The sequence below is a fragment of the Pseudomonas sp. TH41 genome (assembly GCF_016650695.1).
GTDB lineage: Bacteria > Pseudomonadota > Gammaproteobacteria > Pseudomonadales > Pseudomonadaceae > Aquipseudomonas.
Genome location: NZ_JAEKFH010000003.1, coordinates 218,209 through 237,051 on the forward strand (window position 1 = coordinate 218,209; position 18,843 = coordinate 237,051).

The following is an 18,843-nucleotide window of genomic DNA, read 5'->3' on the forward strand; positions in this document are numbered from 1 at the left end:
CTTCTTATAGAGCCGCGAAACCCTGTGCCTAACGCCCCTTTCTGCCCAAGGCTTGCCAATGCCGAAATCTGTTGATCGTATTCCGCCGATGCCGCATATACAGGCGCTTGACCCGAAACGGTCCGAGCAAAGCTGGGAAAGCGCGCCGCAATTGCTGGCAGCCCTCAACGGCGCACGTTTGGGCGCGTGGTACTGGGACATCGAACGTGGGCAGATCAGCTGGTCCCGGGGCACCCAGGCATTGTTCGGTTTCGATCCCCGGCAACCCTTGCCGGCCGATCTGGAATACCTGGATTTGGTGCCCCCGGAGGATCGGGCAAAGACCGTTCGCGCCTTCCACGCCGTGATCGCCGGCGCGCCGCTGGAACAGGCGATGCACCACCGTATCCGTTGGCCCGACGGCAGCCTGCACTGGCTGGAGATCAACGGCAGCCTGCTGCCGGACAAACACGGTCGGCCCAGAATGATCGGCGTGATCCGCGAAATCACCCACCAGCGCCAGCGCGAACAAGCACTGAGCAGCTCGGAAAAACGCTTCGCGACATTGTTTCACCTGTGCCCGAATATGGTGCTGCTGACCCGCCAGGATGATGGCCTGATCACCGAGGCCAACCAGTATTTCGAAAGCCTGTTCGGCTGGCCGGTGCAGAATGCCATTGGTCGTACCACCCTTGAACTGGGCCTGTGGGTACACCCGGATCAACGGGAAAAACTGGTCAAGGCCACCAAGGCCAAAGGCGAATTGATCAGCATGGAGGTGCAGTTCCGCGCCAGCAATGGCCAGATTCACGACGGCATCCTCAGTGCGCAAAAGGTCGAGCTCGAGGGCCAGCCTTATCTGCTGAGTACCTTCCTCGATACCACCGAAAGCAAAGCCGCCGAGCAAGCCCTCAAAGACAGCCAGGAACGTCTCGACCTGGCCCTGGATTCAGCACAACTCGGCACCTGGGACTGGCACATTCCCAGCGGTATGCTTTACGGCTCGGCCCGCGCCGCCCAGCTGCACGGGCTGGAAGCCATACCTTTCCATGAATCTTTCGAAGAGTTTTTCGAAGGCGTCCCCGGCGAAGAACGCGACACCATGCGCGACGCCTACCGCAGCCTGCGCGAGGGCCCGGCCGGCAACTATCAGCTGACCTACCGCGTGCAGCTGCCGGACGGCAGTACCTGCTATCTGGAAAGCCGCGCCCGCCTCTATCGCGATGAAAACGGCGTCCCGCTGCGCATGGCGGGCACCCTCCTTGACATCACCGATCAGGTAGAACGCGAAGAGCGACTGGTGGCATCAGAAGAGAAGTTCGCGACGCTGTTCCAGGTCAGTCCGGACCCGATCTGCGTGACCCGTCAGGACTCGGGCCAGTTCATCGAGATCAATTCCAGTTTCACGCAAACGTTCGGCTGGAGCGCCGCCGACGTGATTGGCCATAGCGCCGATGAAATCGGCCTGTGGGATGCCTCGGCGAAAAGCCTGCAACGGATCGAGCAGGTCATCCGCGAACAGGGCCTCAATAACGTGGCGATCCAGGTCCAGCACAAAGACGGACAGTCCCTGACCTGCGTGATTTCGAGCCGTCAGATCAGCGTCGGCGATCAACCGTGCATCGTCACCACCTTGCGCGACATCACCCAACAGCAACGCTCCGAAGCGGCGCTCAAGGCCAGCGAAGAGAAGTTCGCCAAGGCGTTCCACTCCAGCCCTGACGCGATCACCATCACCGAGCGCGACACCGGGCGTTATCTGGAGGTCAACGACGGCTTCTGCCGCCTGACGGGCTACCGCGCCGATGAAGTGATCGGCCGCACCGTGTATCAAGTCGGTATCTGGGCCGAAGAGAAACAACGCTCGGCGCTGCTGTCCGAGCTACAGATCAAGGGCCGGGTGCATCATCAGGAAATGCTCGGGCGCAATAAACGCGGCGAGTTGCTGACCGTCGAAGTCTCGGTGGAACCCATTACCCTGAATGAAACAGCTTGCCTGCTGCTGACCGCACGAGACGTCAGCCTGCTGAAAAACGCCGAGGCACAGATCCGTCACCTGGCCTACCACGACCCACTGACCAATCTGCCCAACCGCGCACTCCTGATGGATCGCCTGAGCCAGCAGATCGCCCTGCTCAAGCGCCACAACCTGCGCGGGGCTTTGCTGTTTCTCGATCTCGATCACTTCAAGCACATCAATGATTCGCTGGGTCATCCGGTGGGCGATACCGTACTGAAAATCATCACCGCGCGGCTCGAGGCCAGCGTGCGCATGGAAGACACCGTGGCGCGACTGGGCGGCGATGAGTTCGTCGTGCTCCTGAGTGGCCTGGAAGGCTCGCGCCACGAAGTCAGCGAACAGGTTCGGGAACTGGCGGACACCTTGCGCGAACTGCTGTCCGAACCGATGTTCCTCGACGGGCAACGCCTGCAAGTGACACCGAGCATCGGCATCGCGCTGATTCCCGACCATGGATCCACGCCCACCGACCTGCTCAAACGCGCCGATATCGCCCTCTATCGGGCCAAGGATTCGGGTCGCAACACCACGCAGATGTACCACAACACCATGCAGAAGGCCGCCAGCGAACGCCTGCGCATGGAAACCGACCTGCGCCTGGCGCTTTCACGGGGCGAATTTCGCGTGCATTACCAACCTCAGGTGGATGCCCGCACCAACCGCATCGTCGGCGCCGAAGCACTGGTGCGCTGGAACCATCCGCAGCTCGGCGAACAATCGCCTACTGAGTTCATCAAGGTGCTGGAAGACAGCGGGCTGATTCTCGAGGTCGGCACCTGGATCGTCGATGAAGCCTGCGAAGCCTTCAAACTGTTGATGACCCGGGGGTTGATAGACCCGCTCGACTTCAGCCTGTGCGTCAACATCAGCCCACGACAGTTCCGCCAGAACGACTTCGTCGAACGCATCGAACACAGCCTCGTCAGCCATGGCCTGCCCTGCTCGTTGCTGAAACTGGAAATCACCGAAGGCATCGTCATCCAGAACCTGGATGACACCATCGGCAAAATGCGCCGGCTGAAAAAACTCGGTGTGAGCTTTGCCATGGACGACTTCGGCACCGGTTATTCCTCACTGACTTACCTCAAACGCCTGCCGGTCGACACGTTGAAAATCGATCAGTCGTTTATCCGTGACGCCACCACCGACCCGAACGATGCGGAGATCATCCGCGCCATCGTCGCCATGGCTCTCAGCCTGGAATTGAAAGTGATCGCCGAAGGCGTTGAGACGCCAGAGCAGCTTGAGTTTTTGCAGGGACTGGGCTGCCATTTTTACCAGGGGTATTTGCACAGTCGGCCGCTGCCGGTGGAGGAGTTTTTGAAACTCCTTAAATAACACAGCCCCTTGTAGGAGCGAGCTTGCTCGCGATGGACTCAAGAGCGGCGCGTTTATTCATAAAACACGCGTTATCGTTAACGTCCATCGCGAGCGAGCTCGCTCCTACGGAGGGCAAGGGGCACAAAAAAAGGGCGCCAGTGGCGCCCTTTTTTACTGCTCTGCCTTAATGCTGCAGAGCCGGTTTCTGCGTCCCGTTGATCGGGATGCGTTTGGCTTTCGCCTCTTCTGGAACAACCCGCAGCAGGTCGATACTCAACAGACCGTTGCGCAGGTCGGCGGCCTTGATCTCGATGTGATCGGCCAGGCGGAACGACAGTTTGAACGCGCGCTGGGCGATGCCTTGATGCAGGAAGGTCACGCCTTCAGTCGCGTCGCGTTTGCCGCCACTGATGGTCAGCACGCCCTTCTCGACTTGCAGGTCCAGGTCTTCTTCCTGGAAGCCCGCCGCCGCCACGACGATGCGGTATTGATCATCACCGTGCTTTTCGACGTTGTAAGGTGGGTAGGTGCTGCCTGGCTCATTACGCAGGGCGGTTTCGAACAGGTCGTTAAAACGGTCGAAGCCTACGGAGGAACGGAACAGTGGGGCCAGGGAAAATGCAGTACTCATGGTTCAAATCTCCTGAAAACAATCAGCAAGGTTTTTTGTCTCCGCGACCCGAATTCGGCATCGCGTAATCCTTAGATAGGGACCGCTGATTACTTTTCAAGAGATTACTTTCAGATTTTTTCAGGCCGCTTCAGATACCTGCAGACCCAGTAAATGCGAGACATGATCCAGTTCGGTTTCACGGCGCAGCACCGTGAACAGCTCTACCGCTTCGGGATAATTGCGGGTCAGCATTGCCAGCCACTGCTTTAGGCGACCCGGCGACTGACGTGGCGTCATCTGCGCCTTGGCTTGCAGCCAGAAGTCCTGAATCAGCGGCAGCAGTTCGGCCCAGGTCATCTCGACGACCTCCTCACCGGCCCGCGCCGCCACGATTTGCCGCGCCAGGTCCGGACGCGAGACAAGACCGCGACCCAGCATGATGTCTTCCACGCCGCTGATTTCGCGGCAACGGCGCCAGTCTTCGACGCTCCAGATGTCGCCATTGGCGAACACCGGTACCTTGACCACGTCCTGCACCCGCGGAATCCATTCCCAATGGGCTGGTGGCTTGTAGCCGTCAGTCTTGGTTCGTGCATGCACGACGATGTGCGCAGCGCCGCCTTCGGCCAGGGCCGTGGCGCACACCAGCGCACCGTCCGGGCTGTCGAAACCCAGACGCATCTTGGCGGTGACGGGAATGTGCGCCGGAACGGCGCGACGGACATGCTCGACAATCTGGTTCAGCAGCTCAGGCTCTTTGAGCAGCACGGCGCCACCACGGGACTTGTTCACGGTTTTGGCCGGGCAACCGAAGTTCAGATCGATCACTTCGGAGCCCAATTCGCAAGCGAGCGCGGCATTTTCCGCCAGGCACACCGGGTCGGAGCCGAGCAGCTGTACCCGCAGCGGTACGCCGGATGCTGTGCGCGCACCGTTCAGCAATTCAGGACCGAACTTGTGGAAATAGGCAGGCGTGAGCAGTTGGTCGTTGATCCGGATGAACTCGGTCACGCACCAATCGATACCGCCCACACGGGTCAGCACGTCCCGCAGGATGTTGTCGACCAACCCCTCCATGGGTGCCAAAGCAATTTGCATGAAAAACACACTCGACGAAAAACGTGCGGCAGTTTACTGGATTGCGCGGAAAATCGCAGATCCCTTGTAGGAGCGAGCTTGCTCGCGAAAAGCTGGCGAACGCCGCGGAACGTCAGGATTGCCACGTTATCGTTGACGACCATCGCGAGCAAGCTCGCTCCTACATCAGATTTGGGTTGTATCCAACATGTGCAACGCCGGGCCATAGCCTTCGATAAACTCCGCCGGCATGCGCTTGGGTTTGCCGGTGGACAGTTCGATGCAGACGAAGGTGGTTTGTGCACGCAACAACGTGGTGTTGTCGCTCGGGCGCTTCAACTGGAAATGTCGGGTCATTTTCAGGCGCTGGTCCCAGTCGACGATCCAGGTCGCCAATTGCAGCTCGTCGCCTTCATACGCGGCAGCCAGGTAATCGATCTCGTGCCGTACCACCGCCATCGCCCGATCCAGCCGACGATATTCGACCAGGTCCAGACCCAGCCGTTGCGAGTGGCGCCAGGCGCAGCGTTCGAGCCAGGTTACATACACCGCGTTATTCGCGTGCCCCAGCCCGTCGATGTCCTCGGCGCCTACTTCCAGATCAATGATAAATGGCGTTGCCCGATCCCAGCCCATGCCCCACTCCCGGTCAGATAAATTCGACCGGGGCAGTGTAACGGATGCTCAGGCCGATTGGCGCGATTGCAGGCTGCGGCCGGCCAGCAGTGATAGCACGCCATCAATCACTCGAGGGTCGGCGAGCACCCGCTGATGACCACCCTCTTCCAGGCGCAACAGGCGACTGTCGAACCAGGATTCGTGGATCAGCTGGGACTCCTTGACCGAAACATAGCTGTCATCTTCGGCATGGACGATCAGCCCCGGCATGTCGAGTTGATAGTGCGCGACGTCCAGCGTCGCGGCGCGCATGCCGACGTCTTTCTCAACCTGACGAATGAACGCCGAACGGGCTTTCGGCGGCAGCCGCACATGGTGGGCGAAACCGCGCAGCACGCCGAGAATCCGTGCCGGGGCGGCGATTGTCACCAGGGTTTCGGTGCGCAAGCCCAGCTGGACCGCGAGCATGGCACTGGCGCCCCCCATGGAGTGGCCGATGACTGCTTGCAGCGGCGGCAACTCGGCGGCGGCCTCAAGCATGGCGCGGGCGAACAGCACCACATTGGCCTCGTGGCCAGGAGAATGGCCATGAGCCGGCCCGTCCAGCGCAACCACGGTGTAACCGGCATCGACCAGCGCGGTGATGAGACTGGCAAATTGCGTCGGCCGACCTTCCCAACCGTGCATCAGCAACACCGCCGGGCCTTGCCCCCAGCGCAACGCCGAGAGGCCGAAGCGCAAAGTGATTCGTTCGGACCTCGCCAGCAGTGGCAATTCCCAGTCACGCGGTGGCAGTTCCCGCGGTGTCATGAATGCCAGTCGCATTTTGCTCGCGACCAATGTCGGTGCAAACCAGCCTAAGGTGCCATTAACGCCACGAACCCACTTCAACGTGCTCATCGCTCTTACTCCTCAGGCCATGGCCTTCAGGTCATAGCACCGCCGATTTGGCGGCACGCAGCAATCGATCGGACAAATCTCCTGGCCCCAGCGCCCGTGCCAGAGCCAGACCACCGACCATCAAGGCCATGTCGGCCAAGGCTTTGTCGGTGTCTTCCGGGCTGGCCGCCAACTGCGCGACCATCAACTCCACATGCTCATTCAATGCCACCCGAAACTCGTCCGGCAGACGACCCAACTCGCCGACAGACGCCGGGATCGGGCACGCTGATTCAGAGGAGTCACGGTGTTTGCGCGAGAGATAGAACGCAGCGACGAGGGCGCGACGCTCTTCGCCGGTCAACTCGGCATCCATGTCGGCGATCGAGCCACGACGTCGATCCAGCAGTTGCTTGAAGGCTTCCAGCATCATCGCGTCCTTACTTTCGAAGTGCGCATAGAAGCCGCCGACGGTCAGGCCGGCTGCGCCCATCACTTCGCCCACGCTCGGTTCGGCCGGGCCGCGCTGGATCAGTGCTGCACTGGCAGCCTTGAGGATGCGTTCACGGGTTTGAGCTTTTTTATCGTTCATCGTTGCCTCCGAATATTACGACTAGAATATTATTCTCATAATAATTTTTCGCAAGTCGTGGATGTGACCGCTGGTCTGAAGAACAGTTTGAAAGAATTGGGGGATTTGGCCAAACGCCAGACAAACAAAAGGGCCATTCAATAATTGAATGACCCTTATAAAATCCCGCAGAGCGGGTAATCGTGGCGTCCCCTAGGGGACTCGAACCCCTGTTACCGCCGTGAAAGGGCGGTGTCCTAGGCCACTAGACGAAGGGGACGCAAAACCTTCTATACAACTGATCAGTGCTGAGAGCTGATCGATTCAAGGCCGGTGTGGCCAGACCTTGAACTGTAAAATTGGTGGAGCTAGACGGGATCGAACCGTCGACCTCTTGCATGCCATGCAAGCGCTCTCCCAGCTGAGCTATAGCCCCAGATTTTTCGCCTCGCGGCGGAGCGACATCTTGCAACATCGCTTCTGTAAAACTGGCGTCCCCTAGGGGACTCGAACCCCTGTTACCGCCGTGAAAGGGCGGTGTCCTAGGCCACTAGACGAAGGGGACGCAAACCCTTCTATACAACTGATCAACGCTTAGTGTTGATCGCTTCAAGACCGGTGTGGCCAGGTCTTGAAGTGTAAATTGGTGGAGCTAGACGGGATCGAACCGTCGACCTCTTGCATGCCATGCAAGCGCTCTCCCAGCTGAGCTATAGCCCCTCATCGCTGAGGACGGGGCGAATCTTAATGGCGCATCGGAAGGCTGTCAAACTTATTTTTAACAATTTCCGAAGTTTTTTGCCGACTTAACAATCACTTACCGCCCTCCCCCGTAAATTCGGGGTTACGCCGAAGGCAAAGATCAAAAGATCGCAGCCTTCGGCAGCTCCTACAGGGGAATGCATTTCAAATGTAGGAGCTGGCGTAGCCTGCGATCTTTTCGGAATCAGGCGATGTTGCCCAGGAGTTTTTCCCACTCCTTGTTTTCCTTCTTCGACACACCACCCAGCAGGTCGATGGCCTGGCGCAGACGGAAACGGGTCAGGTCCGGACCGAGGATTTCCATTGCGTCGAGCACCGACACCGAGCTGGCCTGGCCAGTGATCGCCGCAAACATCAACGGCATGGCGTCACGGAGTTTCAGTTCCAGGGACTCGACCACCGCCTGAATCGTCGCAGTGATGCTGTCCTTCTCCCATTGACGCAGGCTTTCGAGCTTCCACAGGATCAACTGCATCAACTGACGAACCTGATCGCCCGACAGTTTCTTCGATTCAAACAGCTTGGCATCCGGGTTCACGCCACCGGCGAAGAAGAATCCGGCCAGCGGTGCAACCTGGCTGAAGGTTTCAACACGGCCCTGTACGTGCGGTGCGATCTTCATCATGTACTCAGGGTTCAGCGCCCAGGTCTGCAAGCGAGAGGCGAACTCTTCCACCGGCAAGTCACGCAGCCATTGGCCGTTGAGCCACGACAGCTTCTCGATGTCGAAAATCGGCCCGCCGAGGGAGACACGGCTCAGGTCGAAGTTATCGACCATTTCCTGCAGTGAAAACTTCTCACGCTCGTCCGGCATCGACCAGCCCATGCGACCCAGGTAGTTGAGCATCGCTTCCGGCATGAAACCCATGCGCTCATAGAACGTCACCGAGGTCGGGTTCTTGCGCTTGGACAGCTTGCTCTTGTCCGGGTTACGCAGCAGCGGCATGTAGCACAGTTCCGGTTGTTCCCAGCCGAAGTACTCGTAAAGCAGGATCAGTTTCGGTGCCGATGGCAGCCACTCTTCACCGCGCAATACGTGGGTGATGCCCATCAAGTGGTCATCGACCACGTTGGCCAGGAAGTATGTCGGCAGGCCGTCGGTCTTCATCAGCACTTGCATGTCCATGCGATCCCACGGGATCTCGACGTCGCCACGCAGCATGTCAGGCACCACACAAACACCTTCGCTCGGCACTTTCATGCGGATGACGTGCGGCTCGCCAGCGGCAAGACGACGATCAACTTCTTCTTTCGACAGCAGCAGCGCACGACCGTCGTAACGTGGGGTTTCGCCGCGAGCCATTTGCTCGGCGCGCATCTGGTCGAGTTCTTCGGCAGTACAGAAGCATGGGAACGCGTGGCCCATTTCTACTAGCTGCTGGCAGTACTTCTGATAGATGTCGCCGCGCTCGCTTTGACGGTAAGGACCGTGCGGGCCGCCGACGTCCGGGCCTTCGCTCCAGTCGATACCCAACCAGCGCAAGGCGTCGAAAATCTGCTGTTCGGACTCGCGGGTCGAACGCAATTGGTCGGTGTCTTCAATCCGCAGGATGAACTCACCGCCATGCTGCTTGGCAAAGCAGTAGTTGAACAAAGCGATGTAAGCGGTACCTACGTGGGGATCCCCGGTAGGCGATGGCGCGATGCGAGTGCGGACGGTGGTCATGGCAAGTCTCGAAATGAAGATAAAACAAAGGGCGAATGGTAACAGGCGATGCCCGCCCGGCTCCAGTGAACAGGGCATTTAAGCCAAGGTTGCGTCTACAACGCACGTATGCGGCGGTGAATGGCCGAATATCAGCCGATGGCATTTACCGTTTATCGGCTGTATGCCAGATTCGCCTGCTGATAACTTCCTTACACTTTCTCGACTACAGTTTGCCCCATGCCTGCCCAACTCAAGCGTCGCCTGTTTAGTTTCTTATTGATCGTCCTGCTGATTGCCGGGGGCTTTTTTGCCCAGTGGTTCTTCAAGGGACGGTTTTATGAAAGCACTGACAATGCCTATGTCCAGGGCGAGATCACCCGTGTGTCGAGTCAGTTGGGGGCGCGCATCGAACAGGTGCTGGTGCAGGACAACCAGCACGTCGAGAAAGGCCAGCTGCTGATCAAGCTCGAAGGCGACGACTTCCATCTCGCCGTCGACCGCGCCAACGCCACCCTCGCGACGCGTCAGGCCGAACGCCTGCAAGCCCAGAGTAAACTGACCCAGCAAGCCAGCCTGATCGCCGCCAGCGATGCGCAAGTGGCCTCCAGCCAGGCCAGCCTCGGCCGCTCGCAGATCGACTTGTCCCGCGCGCAAACCCTGCGCAAACCCGGTTACGTCTCGGAAGAGCGAGTCACCACCCTCTCCGCCGACAATCACATTGCCCGCTCACAAGTGACCAAGGCCCAGGCGGACGCGCAAAGTCAGCGCCAGCAAGTCAATGCCCTGAGCGCCGAGATCAAGCGTCTCGACGCCATGATCGCCACCGCGAAAACCGACCTGGCCCAGGCTGAACTGAACCTTACCCGCAGCGAAATCCACGCCCCCATCAGCGGCCTGATCGGCCAGCGCGCCGCCCGCGAAGGCCAATACGTGCAGGCCGGCGCCTATCTGATGTCGATCGTTCCGGACCAGGACATCTGGATTCAGGCCAATTTCAAGGAAACCCAAATCGGCCGCATGCAGCCCGGCCAGAAAGCCGAGCTGACCTTTGACGCCTACAGCAACACGCCGATCAACGCGCGGGTCGACAGCCTGTTCGCCGCTTCAGGTGCGCAGTTCAGCCTCTTGCCGCCGGACAATGCCACCGGCAACTTCACCAAAGTCGTACAAAGAATTCCGGTAAAACTGACCTTCGCCGCGGACAATCCGCTGCACGGCAAGATCCGTCCGGGCATGTCGGTCACCGCGAAAGTGAACATCAAAGACGCCCCTGACGATGGCCGGTGATCAACTGATCCGCCCGGTCGGCGAGCCGACTCGGCGGGACTGGATTGCGGTGATGAGTGTGATGCTCGGCGCATTCATGGCGGTGCTCGACATCCAGATCACCAACTCTTCGCTCAAGGACATTCAGGGCGCGCTGTCAGCGACACTGGAAGAAGGTTCGTGGATTTCCACGTCTTATCTGGTCGCGGAAATCATCATGATTCCGCTGACGGCATGGCTGGTCCAGTTGCTTTCGGCGCGACGCTTGGCGGTATGGGTGTCGCTGGGGTTTCTCGCGGCCTCCCTGCTCTGCTCCATGGCGTGGAGCCTGGAGAGCATGATTGTCTTCCGTGCCTTGCAGGGCTTCACCGGCGGCGCACTTATTCCGCTGGCGTTCACGCTGACGCTGATCAAACTCCCCGAGCACCATCGCGCCAAGGGCATGGCGATGTTTGCCATGACCGCGACGTTTGCGCCCTCCATCGGCCCGACCCTCGGCGGCTGGCTGACGGAAAACTGGGGCTGGGAATACATCTTCTACATCAACGTGCCGCCCGGCCTGATCATGATCGCGGGCCTGATGTATGGCCTGGAGAAGAAAGAAGCGCACTGGGAGTTGCTGAAAAGCACCGACTACATGGGCATTCTCACCCTGGGCGTGGGCCTCGGCTGTTTGCAGGTGTTCCTGGAGGAAGGCCATCGCAAGGACTGGCTGGAGTCGAACCTGATCGTGACCTTGGGCAGCATTGCGCTGATCAGCCTCATCACCTTTGTGATCGTGCAGTTTTCCAAGCCCAATCCGCTGATCAATCTCGGGATCCTGGGCAATCGCAACTTCGGCTTATCGAGCATTTCCAGTGTCGGGATGGGGGTCGGGCTGTACGGCTCGATCTATCTGTTGCCGCTGTACCTCGCGCAGATCCAGAACTACAACGCCCTGCAGATCGGCGAAGTGATTATGTGGATGGGCGTGCCACAGCTGTTTCTGATACCGCTGGTGCCGAAGCTGATGAAGGTCGTTTCGCCGAAATGGCTGTGCACGCTGGGCTTCGGGCTGTTCGGGCTGGCCAGTTTTTCTTCGGGGGTGCTGAACCCGGACTTCGCCGGGCCGCAGTTCAATCAGATCCAGCTCGTCCGGGCGCTGGGCCAGCCGCTGATCATGGTGACCATCTCGCTGATCGCCACGGCGTACATCCTGCCGCAGGACGCGGGGTCGGCGTCGAGCCTGTTCAACATCCTGCGTAACCTGGGGGGCGCAATTGGCATCGCCCTCCTCGCCACGTTACTGGATGCGCGGACCAAGACCTACTTTGATTATTTGCGCGAATCCATCGTGCCGGGCAACCCGCAAGTGGCCGAGAGGATGGCGTCGTTGACGGATCGATTAGGTAGTGAGACGGCGGCGCTGGGCAAGCTCAGTGAGATTGCGCATCAGCAAGCGTCGATCATGGCGTACAACGACGCGTTTCATTTTGTCGGGATTGCGTTGGGGATCAGCATGATTGCGGTGTTGTTGACCAGGAAGTTGCCGGCGGGGTTGAAGGCTGGCGAAGCGCATTGAGACCGGCGCAGTACCTGTAGGAGCGAGCTCGCTCGCGAAAAACCCGAGAGCCCCAAGGGGTGTCAGGTTTGACGCGTTATCGTTGAAGACCATCGCGAGCAAGCTCGCTCCTACACAGCGATCAACCGCTCCCGCAGCTTGGTGATCTCATCACGCATCTGCGCCGCCGCCTCGAACTCCAGATCACGCGCCAACGAGTACATCTTCTCTTCCAGCGCCTTGATGCGCTTGGCGACTTCCCCCGGTGAGCGCAGTTCGGCCTCGTATCTGGCGTTTTCCTCGGCCGCCTTGGCCATGCCCTTGCGCTTCTTGCTGCGCGAGCCCGGCACAGTAGCGCCTTCCATGATGTCGGCGACATCCTTGAACACACCCTTGGGCGTAATGCCATTGGCCAGGTTGAACGCGATCTGCTTGTCGCGACGACGCTCGGTTTCGCCAATCGCCCGCTCCATGGAACCGGTAATGCGATCCGCATACAGAATCGCCCGACCATTTAGGTTGCGCGCCGCGCGGCCGATGGTCTGGATCAGCGAGCGCTCGGAACGCAGGAAGCCTTCCTTGTCCGCATCGAGAATCGCCACCAAGGACACTTCCGGCATGTCCAGGCCTTCACGCAGCAGGTTGATCCCTACCAGCACATCAAAAGTGCCCAGACGCAAATCACGGATGATTTCGACCCGCTCGACCGTGTCGATGTCCGAGTGCAGGTAACGCACGCGCACGCCGTGGTCGGCCAGGTAATCGGTCAAATCTTCGGACATACGCTTGGTCAGCGTGGTCACCAGCACCCGCTCTTCCAGCGCCACGCGCTTGCCGATTTCCGAGAGCAAATCGTCGACCTGAGTCAGTGCTGGACGAATTTCGATTTGCGGGTCCACCAGACCCGTCGGGCGCACCAGTTGCTCGACGACGCGACCGGCGTGTTCCGCCTCGTAATTGCCCGGCGTGGCCGAGACAAAAATCGTCTGCGGGCTGATGTTTTCGAACTCGTCGAACCGCATTGGCCGGTTATCCAGCGCGGACGGCAGACGGAAGCCGTACTCCACCAGCGTTTCTTTACGCGAGCGGTCGCCCTTATACATGGCGCCGACCTGCGGCACGCTGACATGAGATTCGTCGATCACCAGCAAGGCGTCCGCCGGCAGGTAGTCGAACAAGGTGGGCGGCGCCTCACCGGACGCACGGCCGGACAGATAGCGCGAGTAGTTTTCGATGCCGTTGCAGTAGCCCAGTTCGAGAATCATCTCCAGGTCGAAACGGGTGCGTTGCTCCAGGCGCTGAGCCTCAACCAGTTTATTGTTGGAGCGCAAGTATTCCAGGCGCTCCTGCAACTCGACCTTGATCCCTTCGATGGCACCCAGCAGGGTTTCCCGTGGCGTCACGTAGTGGCTTTTCGGATAGAAGGTGAAGCGCGGTAGCTTGCGGATCACCTCGCCGGTCAACGGATCGAAGGCGGACAGGCTCTCGACTTCGTCATCGAACAGTTCAATGCGGATCGCTTCAAAATCGGATTCCGCCGGGTGGATATCAATCACATCACCGCGCACGCGGAAGGTCGCACGGGCGAAATCCATGTCGTTACGGGTGTATTGCAAATCGGCGAGACGGCGCAGTAAAGCTCGCTGGTCGAGTTTGTCGCCGCGATCCACGTGCAGCACCATCTTCAAATAGGTTTCCGGGCTGCCCAAACCGTAGATGCACGACACCGTGGTGACGATGATTGCGTCCTTGCGCTCCAGCAACGCTTTAGTCGCGGACAGACGCATCTGCTCGATGTGGTCGTTGATCGAGGCATCTTTCTCGATGAACGTGTCCGAGGACGGCACGTAGGCCTCGGGCTGGTAGTAGTCGTAGTAGGAAACGAAGTATTCAACGGCGTTGTTCGGGAAGAACGCCTTGAATTCGCCATACAACTGCGCAGCCAGCGTCTTGTTCGGCGCCAGCACCAGGGTCGGACGCTGCACTTGGGCGATCACGTTGGCGATGCTGAAGGTCTTGCCCGAGCCGGTCACACCGAGCAACGTCTGGTGCGCCAGCCCGGCTTCGATACCCTCGACCATCAGGCGGATGGCTTCCGGCTGATCGCCGGCGGGCTCGAAGCGGGTGACTAGCTGGAATTCAGACATGAACTACCTCTGGATCGCGCCGGCCTGGTCAAACCGGACAGGAACGAGAAAGACCGCAAACGACCGACGTCGCCCGAGGAAAAAACTGGATTGTGCTCAATGTGGAGCCGATTGCTGTCGCTTTCAAGGCAAACGTCCTACATCGCGTAAAGACTTCGACGCTGCCAATCGACTAACGGTCGAAAAATAATCGGAAAAACTTACTGTAAAAGCGGAATCGTCTGTCGCCATCAATCGCGGATGACCTCTATACTAGCTCCCCGTTTGTGCACCGCTCTAGTGCATTCGGCTGGAGCGCGACACGTCCCTCCACACTCCATTCAGAGCCGCCGCAAAAATGAGCCTGTTCTCCGCTGTCGAAATGGCACCACGCGATCCAATCCTGGGCCTCAACGAAGCATTCAACGCCGATACCCGTACCAACAAGGTCAACCTGGGGGTCGGTGTTTACTGCAACGAGGAGGGGCGAATTCCTCTCTTGCGCGCCGTTGTCGAAGCCGAGACGATTCGCGCCGCTCAACACGTGTCCCGTGGCTACTTGCCGATCGACGGCATCGCCGCCTATGACCAGGCGGTGCAAAAGCTGTTGTTCGGTAATGACTCGCCGCTGATCGCCGCAGGCCGGGTTATCACGACCCAAGCCGTTGGCGGTACTGGCGCTCTGAAAATCGGTGCCGATTTCCTCAAGCAATTGCTGCCAGACGCCGTCGTAGCGATCAGCAACCCAAGCTGGGAAAACCACCGCGCGCTGTTCGAAACCGCCGGCTTCCCGGTGCAGAACTACCGTTACTACGATGCCGCGACCCACGACGTAAACCGTGCCGGCCTGCTGGAAGACCTGAATGCCCTGCCTAACGGCTCGATCGTTGTGCTGCACGCTTGCTGCCACAACCCGACCGGCGTGGACTTGAGCCCGGCGGACTGGAAAAACGTTCTGGAAGTCGTTAAGGCCAAAGGTCACGTGCCGTTCCTCGACATGGCCTACCAGGGCTTTGGCGACGGCATCGACGAAGACGCCGCTGCGGTACGTCTGTTCGCAGAATCGGGCTTGACCTTCTTCGTCTCCAGCTCGTTCTCCAAATCCTTCTCGCTGTACGGCGAGCGCGTTGGCGCCCTGTCGATCGTCAGCGAATCGAAAGAAGAAAGCGCGCGCGTGCTGTCGCAGGTCAAACGCGTGATCCGCACCAACTACTCCAACCCGCCAACCCACGGTGCAAGCATCGTCGCCGCGGTGCTCAACAGCCCGGAACTGCGCGCCCAGTGGGAAGAAGAACTGGCCGAAATGCGCTTGCGTATTCGTGGCATGCGCATCCAGATGGTGGACCTGCTGGCGAAAAACGCTCCACAGCGCGACTTCAGCTTCGTCGGTCGCCAGCGCGGCATGTTCTCCTACTCCGGCCTGACGGTTGAGCAAGTGACCCGTCTGCGCAACGAGTTCGGCATCTACGCCCTGGACACTGGCCGCATCTGCGTGGCTGCGCTGAACCAGAGCAACATTGATGCCGTGACCCAGGCCATCGTTCAGGTGATCTGAGTCTCGCACGACACGAAAAACGGGAAGCCTTTGGGCTTCCCGTTTTTTATTTGTCTCAGATAATTCTCAACCCGACAATCAAGCCCTCTAGACTGCACACATCTACCTGTAGGAGCGAGCTTGCTCGCGATGGACGTTAACGATGACGCGCACTATCTGGATGTGATCACCGCCCTCAAGTTTTTCGCGAGCAAGCTCGCTCCTACAGGTTGTGTGTACATCCGAGATTTCTTACGAGAACCCACATGAAAAACGATGACCTACGCGCCGACCGCGATGAGCTGGACCATTTCGTGCCCCGCACACCGGCCAAACGCGGTAACAACCTGGTGCTGCAAGTGGCGGCGGGCGTGTTTCTGGGTGGCCTGGCCTTGTGGCTGGTGCAACTGGGCGCAACGATGTTGTACGCCAAACTGATGCTCGGCACGGTGACGTTCGGCGGCTAAGCCAGTTCGGTCGCACGCTGGCTGGCTGCGTCGTCATAGGCGACATACAGCGATTCAGCCACCTGGCTCTTGATCGCCTTGGTGCTTTCAAGACCGAGGACAAAACCTTCGGCCTTACCGCCCGCGCGGTTCAATTCGTCAGCGGTACTGGCCTGAGTGATGGCGTCGAACAGTTTCTCGGCGTGCGGGCCGACACCCTTGGGCAGACTGATCTGTGCGATGCTCATGCGAACACCCCGTTGTGGTGAGGTGTGAAAACTGGGTGATTCATGGCGCGTACCTTTTCGGCGAATGGCCGGCAGCGCGTGTAACCACTTCCGGGCGGCCATGGTAGACCTCTGAGGCGATTCTGGTAACCGCCAATGGCCGATAAACCACCGTCCGTCATCGCGAATCCGTCAAGTTACCAACTGGTGCTTGACTTCTCTTTTTGAATCAGTAACATACACGCCATTCCGCGATAGCTCAGTTGGTAGAGCAAGTGACTGTTAATCACTGGGTCCCTGGTTCGAGTCCAGGTCGTGGAGCCAGACAGAAGTAGCGAAAAGCCCCTGAATCGAAAGGTTCAGGGGCTTTTTTGTGGCTGTTTGTAGGAGCGAGCTTGCTCGCGATAGACGCTAACGATAACGCGTGTTTTCTGATTAAACGCGTCACTGTTGAGCCCATCGCGAGCAAGCTCGCTCCTACGGCGCTTTTTTACTCAGACATGCTCACTACTTTTCGCAAGCAGCGTCCGCGGCTCTCCATGCCCATGATCCACCTCCACCACCGGAATTTCCTTTCCGTCGCAGTCATGCAGTTTGCCTTCGCTGAAGTAATCCCCTTCGCGCAACGCTGCCAAATCCTGATATCGCAGAACCCGCTCAGTACCCGCCGCGAACACCGACTGCTGATCGGAGTTGCCGGCAGTGAGGTGGTTGAACGTCAGGTTCAGCACGATGGCCATGATCGCCGAGGAACTGATGCCCGAGTGGAAGATCGTCGCAAACCAGCTGGGGAAGTGGTCGTAGAAGTTCGGCGCGGCAATCGGAATCATACCGAAACCGATGGAGGTGGCGACGATGATCAGATTGACGTTGTTACGGTAGTCGACCTTGGACAGCGTACGGATACCACTGGCCGCCACGGTGCCAAACAACACGATACCGGCGCCGCCCAGTACAGAGGTCGGTACGGCGGCAATGACTCGGCCCATGAAGGGCAGCAGGCCGAGGATCACCAGGAATACGCCCCCGGTCGCCACCACAAAGCGGCTCTTGATGCCGGTCACCGCCACCAGCCCGACGTTCTGGGCGAATGCGCTTTGGGTGAAGGAGCCAAAAATCGGCGCGATCATGCTCGACAGCATGTCGGCGCGCAGACCGTTGCCCAAGCGCTTGGAGTCCACTTTGGTGCCGATGATTTCACCGACTGCGAGGATGTCGGCCGAGGTTTCCACCAACGTCACCATGACCACGATGCACATCGACAGGATCGCGGCGAAGTGGAAGGTCGGCATGCCAAAGTGGAACGGCGTGGGGAAGCCGAACATCGGGCCTTGGGTGACGGACGAAAAGTCCGCCATGCCGAGGAACACCGCAATCACCGTACCAATGACCATCGCTAGCAGGATCGACAACCGGGAGATGGTCGCGCTGCCGATCTTGCTGAGGAGCAAAACCAACACCAGCGTCAGTGCCGCCAGACCGATGTTCGACATGCTGCCGAAATCCGCCGCGTGGCTGTTGCCGCCCATGGCCCAGCGTGCGGCCACCGGCATCAGCGTCAGGCCGATGGTGGTGATCACGATACCCGTGACCAGCGGCGGGAAGAACTTGGTAATGCGCGAGAACACCGGCGTGATCAGCAAACCGATCAAGGACGCCGCAATCACCGCCCCCAGAATCGACTGAAACCCGCCTTCCCCACCACTGCTGACAATCGCCACCATGGTCGCGACGCCAGAGAAAGACACGCCCTGCACCAGCGGCAACTGACAACCGAAAAACGGTAACCCAAGGGTCTGGAGTAACGTCGCCAAGCCCCCCGCAAACAATGAAGCAGCAATCAACAAACCGATGTCCGCGGGAGAGAGCCCCGCCGCCTGACCGATGATCAAAGGCACCGCGACGATGCCGCCGTACATGGTCAGAACATGTTGCAGGCCGTAAGCCATATTCGCGCCGATCCCAAGATTTTCATCCTCGGGCCGTTGGTGTGAAACATGGGGCGTTTTCATGTTTGGGGGTTCCCTGGTTTTTGTTATGCGCACACTGTATGCAAGACATAGGACAAATGTCTATAGAGTTGTATACAACTCATCAGTCGGATTATGGACATGTATCCACCCGATCCCCGATCTGTGCGGTCGCCCTCCAAAAATTTTGAAATACATCCTTCCGCTGCCTTTCCCCTCGCCCGCTAGTCTTCGGAGTTCCAAGCGA

14 protein-coding genes and 5 tRNA genes are annotated in these 18,843 nt (G+C 59.2%); 6 read left to right on the forward strand and 13 right to left on the reverse strand.

Going from position 1 to position 18,843, the window contains the following annotated elements:
* Nucleotides 1–58: 58 nt before the first annotated feature.
* Entirely contained in the window at nucleotides 59–3,337 is a 3,279-nt protein-coding gene (locus JFU37_RS03750) for a PAS domain S-box protein (RefSeq protein ID WP_201113031.1), read from the forward strand.
* 166 nt (nucleotides 3,338–3,503) lie between these two features.
* On the opposite strand, the gene JFU37_RS03755 is transcribed toward JFU37_RS03750, so the two are convergent.
* The 10 genes from JFU37_RS03755 to gltX form a co-directional block, all read right to left on the reverse strand.
* Nucleotides 3,504–3,950 (reverse strand): Hsp20 family protein, encoded by a 447-nt coding sequence (locus JFU37_RS03755; RefSeq protein ID WP_157711684.1) that lies wholly within the window; start codon nucleotides 3,948–3,950, stop codon nucleotides 3,504–3,506.
* Nucleotides 3,951–4,070: 120 nt separating this feature from the next.
* On the reverse strand, nucleotides 4,071–5,030 hold the full coding sequence (locus JFU37_RS03760) for a tRNA dihydrouridine synthase (RefSeq protein WP_201113033.1): 960 nt from the start codon (nucleotides 5,028–5,030) through the stop codon (nucleotides 4,071–4,073).
* A gap of 165 nt (nucleotides 5,031–5,195) precedes the next feature.
* Nucleotides 5,196–5,645, reverse strand: a complete 450-nt coding sequence (locus JFU37_RS03765; protein WP_201113035.1) for an acyl-CoA thioesterase — start codon at nucleotides 5,643–5,645, stop codon at nucleotides 5,196–5,198.
* A gap of 48 nt (nucleotides 5,646–5,693) precedes the next feature.
* Nucleotides 5,694–6,527 (reverse strand): alpha/beta fold hydrolase, encoded by an 834-nt coding sequence (locus JFU37_RS03770; protein ID WP_201113037.1) that lies wholly within the window; start codon nucleotides 6,525–6,527, stop codon nucleotides 5,694–5,696.
* A gap of 31 nt (nucleotides 6,528–6,558) precedes the next feature.
* Nucleotides 6,559–7,098 (reverse strand): TetR/AcrR family transcriptional regulator, encoded by a 540-nt coding sequence (locus tag JFU37_RS03775; protein ID WP_201113039.1) that lies wholly within the window; start codon nucleotides 7,096–7,098, stop codon nucleotides 6,559–6,561.
* A gap of 183 nt (nucleotides 7,099–7,281) precedes the next feature.
* A tRNA-Glu gene (locus JFU37_RS03780) sits at nucleotides 7,282–7,357 on the reverse strand.
* An 80-nt stretch (nucleotides 7,358–7,437) separates the two neighbouring features.
* Nucleotides 7,438–7,513, reverse strand: a tRNA-Ala gene (locus JFU37_RS03785).
* 53 nt (nucleotides 7,514–7,566) lie between these two features.
* A tRNA-Glu gene (locus JFU37_RS03790) sits at nucleotides 7,567–7,642 on the reverse strand.
* Nucleotides 7,643–7,721: 79 nt separating this feature from the next.
* Nucleotides 7,722–7,797, reverse strand: a tRNA-Ala gene (locus JFU37_RS03795).
* A 226-nt stretch (nucleotides 7,798–8,023) separates the two neighbouring features.
* Nucleotides 8,024–9,505, reverse strand: coding sequence for a glutamate--tRNA ligase (gene gltX / locus JFU37_RS03800; protein ID WP_140679650.1), 1,482 nt, complete (start codon nucleotides 9,503–9,505; stop codon nucleotides 8,024–8,026).
* Between the two features lie 219 nt (nucleotides 9,506–9,724).
* Between gltX and JFU37_RS03805 the strand changes: the two genes are divergently transcribed.
* The gene (locus JFU37_RS03805) at nucleotides 9,725–10,774 is read left to right on the forward strand and encodes an HlyD family secretion protein (protein WP_201113041.1); all 1,050 of its coding nucleotides are present in this window, start codon (nucleotides 9,725–9,727) and stop codon (nucleotides 10,772–10,774) included.
* Nucleotides 10,775–10,823: 49 nt separating this feature from the next.
* Complete coding sequence (locus tag JFU37_RS03810; protein WP_201116394.1) at nucleotides 10,824–12,314, forward strand: DHA2 family efflux MFS transporter permease subunit; 1,491 nt, start codon at nucleotides 10,824–10,826, stop codon at nucleotides 12,312–12,314.
* Between the two features lie 110 nt (nucleotides 12,315–12,424).
* On the opposite strand, the gene uvrB is transcribed toward JFU37_RS03810, so the two are convergent.
* A complete protein-coding gene (gene uvrB, locus JFU37_RS03815) occupies nucleotides 12,425–14,440 on the reverse strand; it encodes an excinuclease ABC subunit UvrB (protein ID WP_201113043.1) in 2,016 nt (671 codons plus the stop codon).
* A gap of 337 nt (nucleotides 14,441–14,777) precedes the next feature.
* Here uvrB and JFU37_RS03820 point away from each other — a divergent pair, with 337 nt between their 5' ends.
* Nucleotides 14,778–15,974 carry an amino acid aminotransferase gene (locus tag JFU37_RS03820; protein WP_201113045.1) on the forward strand — a complete coding sequence of 399 codons (1,197 nt, stop codon included), beginning with the start codon at nucleotides 14,778–14,780 and terminating at the stop codon, nucleotides 15,972–15,974.
* A gap of 245 nt (nucleotides 15,975–16,219) precedes the next feature.
* Nucleotides 16,220–16,420 carry a hypothetical protein gene (locus JFU37_RS03825; protein WP_201113047.1) on the forward strand — a complete coding sequence of 67 codons (201 nt, stop codon included), beginning with the start codon at nucleotides 16,220–16,222 and terminating at the stop codon, nucleotides 16,418–16,420.
* Here JFU37_RS03825 and JFU37_RS03830 read toward each other — a convergent pair.
* Nucleotides 16,417–16,647: a hypothetical protein gene (locus JFU37_RS03830; RefSeq protein ID WP_008007186.1), complete on the reverse strand. Its 231-nt coding sequence runs from the start codon at nucleotides 16,645–16,647 to the stop codon at nucleotides 16,417–16,419. The two genes, JFU37_RS03825 and JFU37_RS03830, sit on opposite strands and share 4 nt — an antisense overlap.
* Nucleotides 16,648–16,874: 227 nt before the next feature.
* On the opposite strand from JFU37_RS03830, the gene JFU37_RS03835 reads away from it, so the two are divergent.
* A tRNA-Asn gene (locus tag JFU37_RS03835) sits at nucleotides 16,875–16,950 on the forward strand.
* A gap of 170 nt (nucleotides 16,951–17,120) precedes the next feature.
* Here the strand turns inward: JFU37_RS03835 and JFU37_RS03840 are convergent.
* Nucleotides 17,121–18,638, reverse strand: a complete 1,518-nt coding sequence (locus tag JFU37_RS03840) for a nucleobase:cation symporter-2 family protein (protein ID WP_201113049.1) — start codon at nucleotides 18,636–18,638, stop codon at nucleotides 17,121–17,123.
* Between the last annotated feature and the right edge of the window lie 205 nt (nucleotides 18,639–18,843).

Excerpts from the sequence above, each read along its gene's own strand:
- gltX (WP_140679650.1), bottom strand. The coding sequence starts at position 9,505 with ATGACCACCGTCCGCACTCGCATCGCGCCATCGCCTACCGGGGATCCC.
- JFU37_RS03840 (WP_201113049.1), bottom strand. The coding sequence starts at position 18,638 with ATGAAAACGCCCCATGTTTCACACCAACGGCCCGAGGATGAAAATCTT.
- JFU37_RS03750 (WP_201113031.1), top strand. The coding sequence starts at position 59 with ATGCCGAAATCTGTTGATCGTATTCCGCCGATGCCGCATATACAGGCG.
- uvrB (WP_201113043.1), bottom strand. The coding sequence starts at position 14,440 with ATGTCTGAATTCCAGCTAGTCACCCGCTTCGAGCCCGCCGGCGATCAG.
- JFU37_RS03755 (WP_157711684.1), bottom strand. The coding sequence starts at position 3,950 with ATGAGTACTGCATTTTCCCTGGCCCCACTGTTCCGTTCCTCCGTAGGC.
- JFU37_RS03760 (WP_201113033.1), bottom strand. The coding sequence starts at position 5,030 with ATGCAAATTGCTTTGGCACCCATGGAGGGGTTGGTCGACAACATCCTG.
- JFU37_RS03765 (WP_201113035.1), bottom strand. The coding sequence starts at position 5,645 with ATGGGCTGGGATCGGGCAACGCCATTTATCATTGATCTGGAAGTAGGC.
- JFU37_RS03820 (WP_201113045.1), top strand. The coding sequence starts at position 14,778 with ATGAGCCTGTTCTCCGCTGTCGAAATGGCACCACGCGATCCAATCCTG.
- JFU37_RS03775 (WP_201113039.1), bottom strand. The coding sequence starts at position 7,098 with ATGAACGATAAAAAAGCTCAAACCCGTGAACGCATCCTCAAGGCTGCC.
- JFU37_RS03770 (WP_201113037.1), bottom strand. The coding sequence starts at position 6,527 with ATGAGCACGTTGAAGTGGGTTCGTGGCGTTAATGGCACCTTAGGCTGG.
- JFU37_RS03825 (WP_201113047.1), top strand. The coding sequence starts at position 16,220 with ATGAAAAACGATGACCTACGCGCCGACCGCGATGAGCTGGACCATTTC.
- JFU37_RS03830 (WP_008007186.1), bottom strand. The coding sequence starts at position 16,647 with ATGAGCATCGCACAGATCAGTCTGCCCAAGGGTGTCGGCCCGCACGCC.
- JFU37_RS03805 (WP_201113041.1), top strand. The coding sequence starts at position 9,725 with ATGCCTGCCCAACTCAAGCGTCGCCTGTTTAGTTTCTTATTGATCGTC.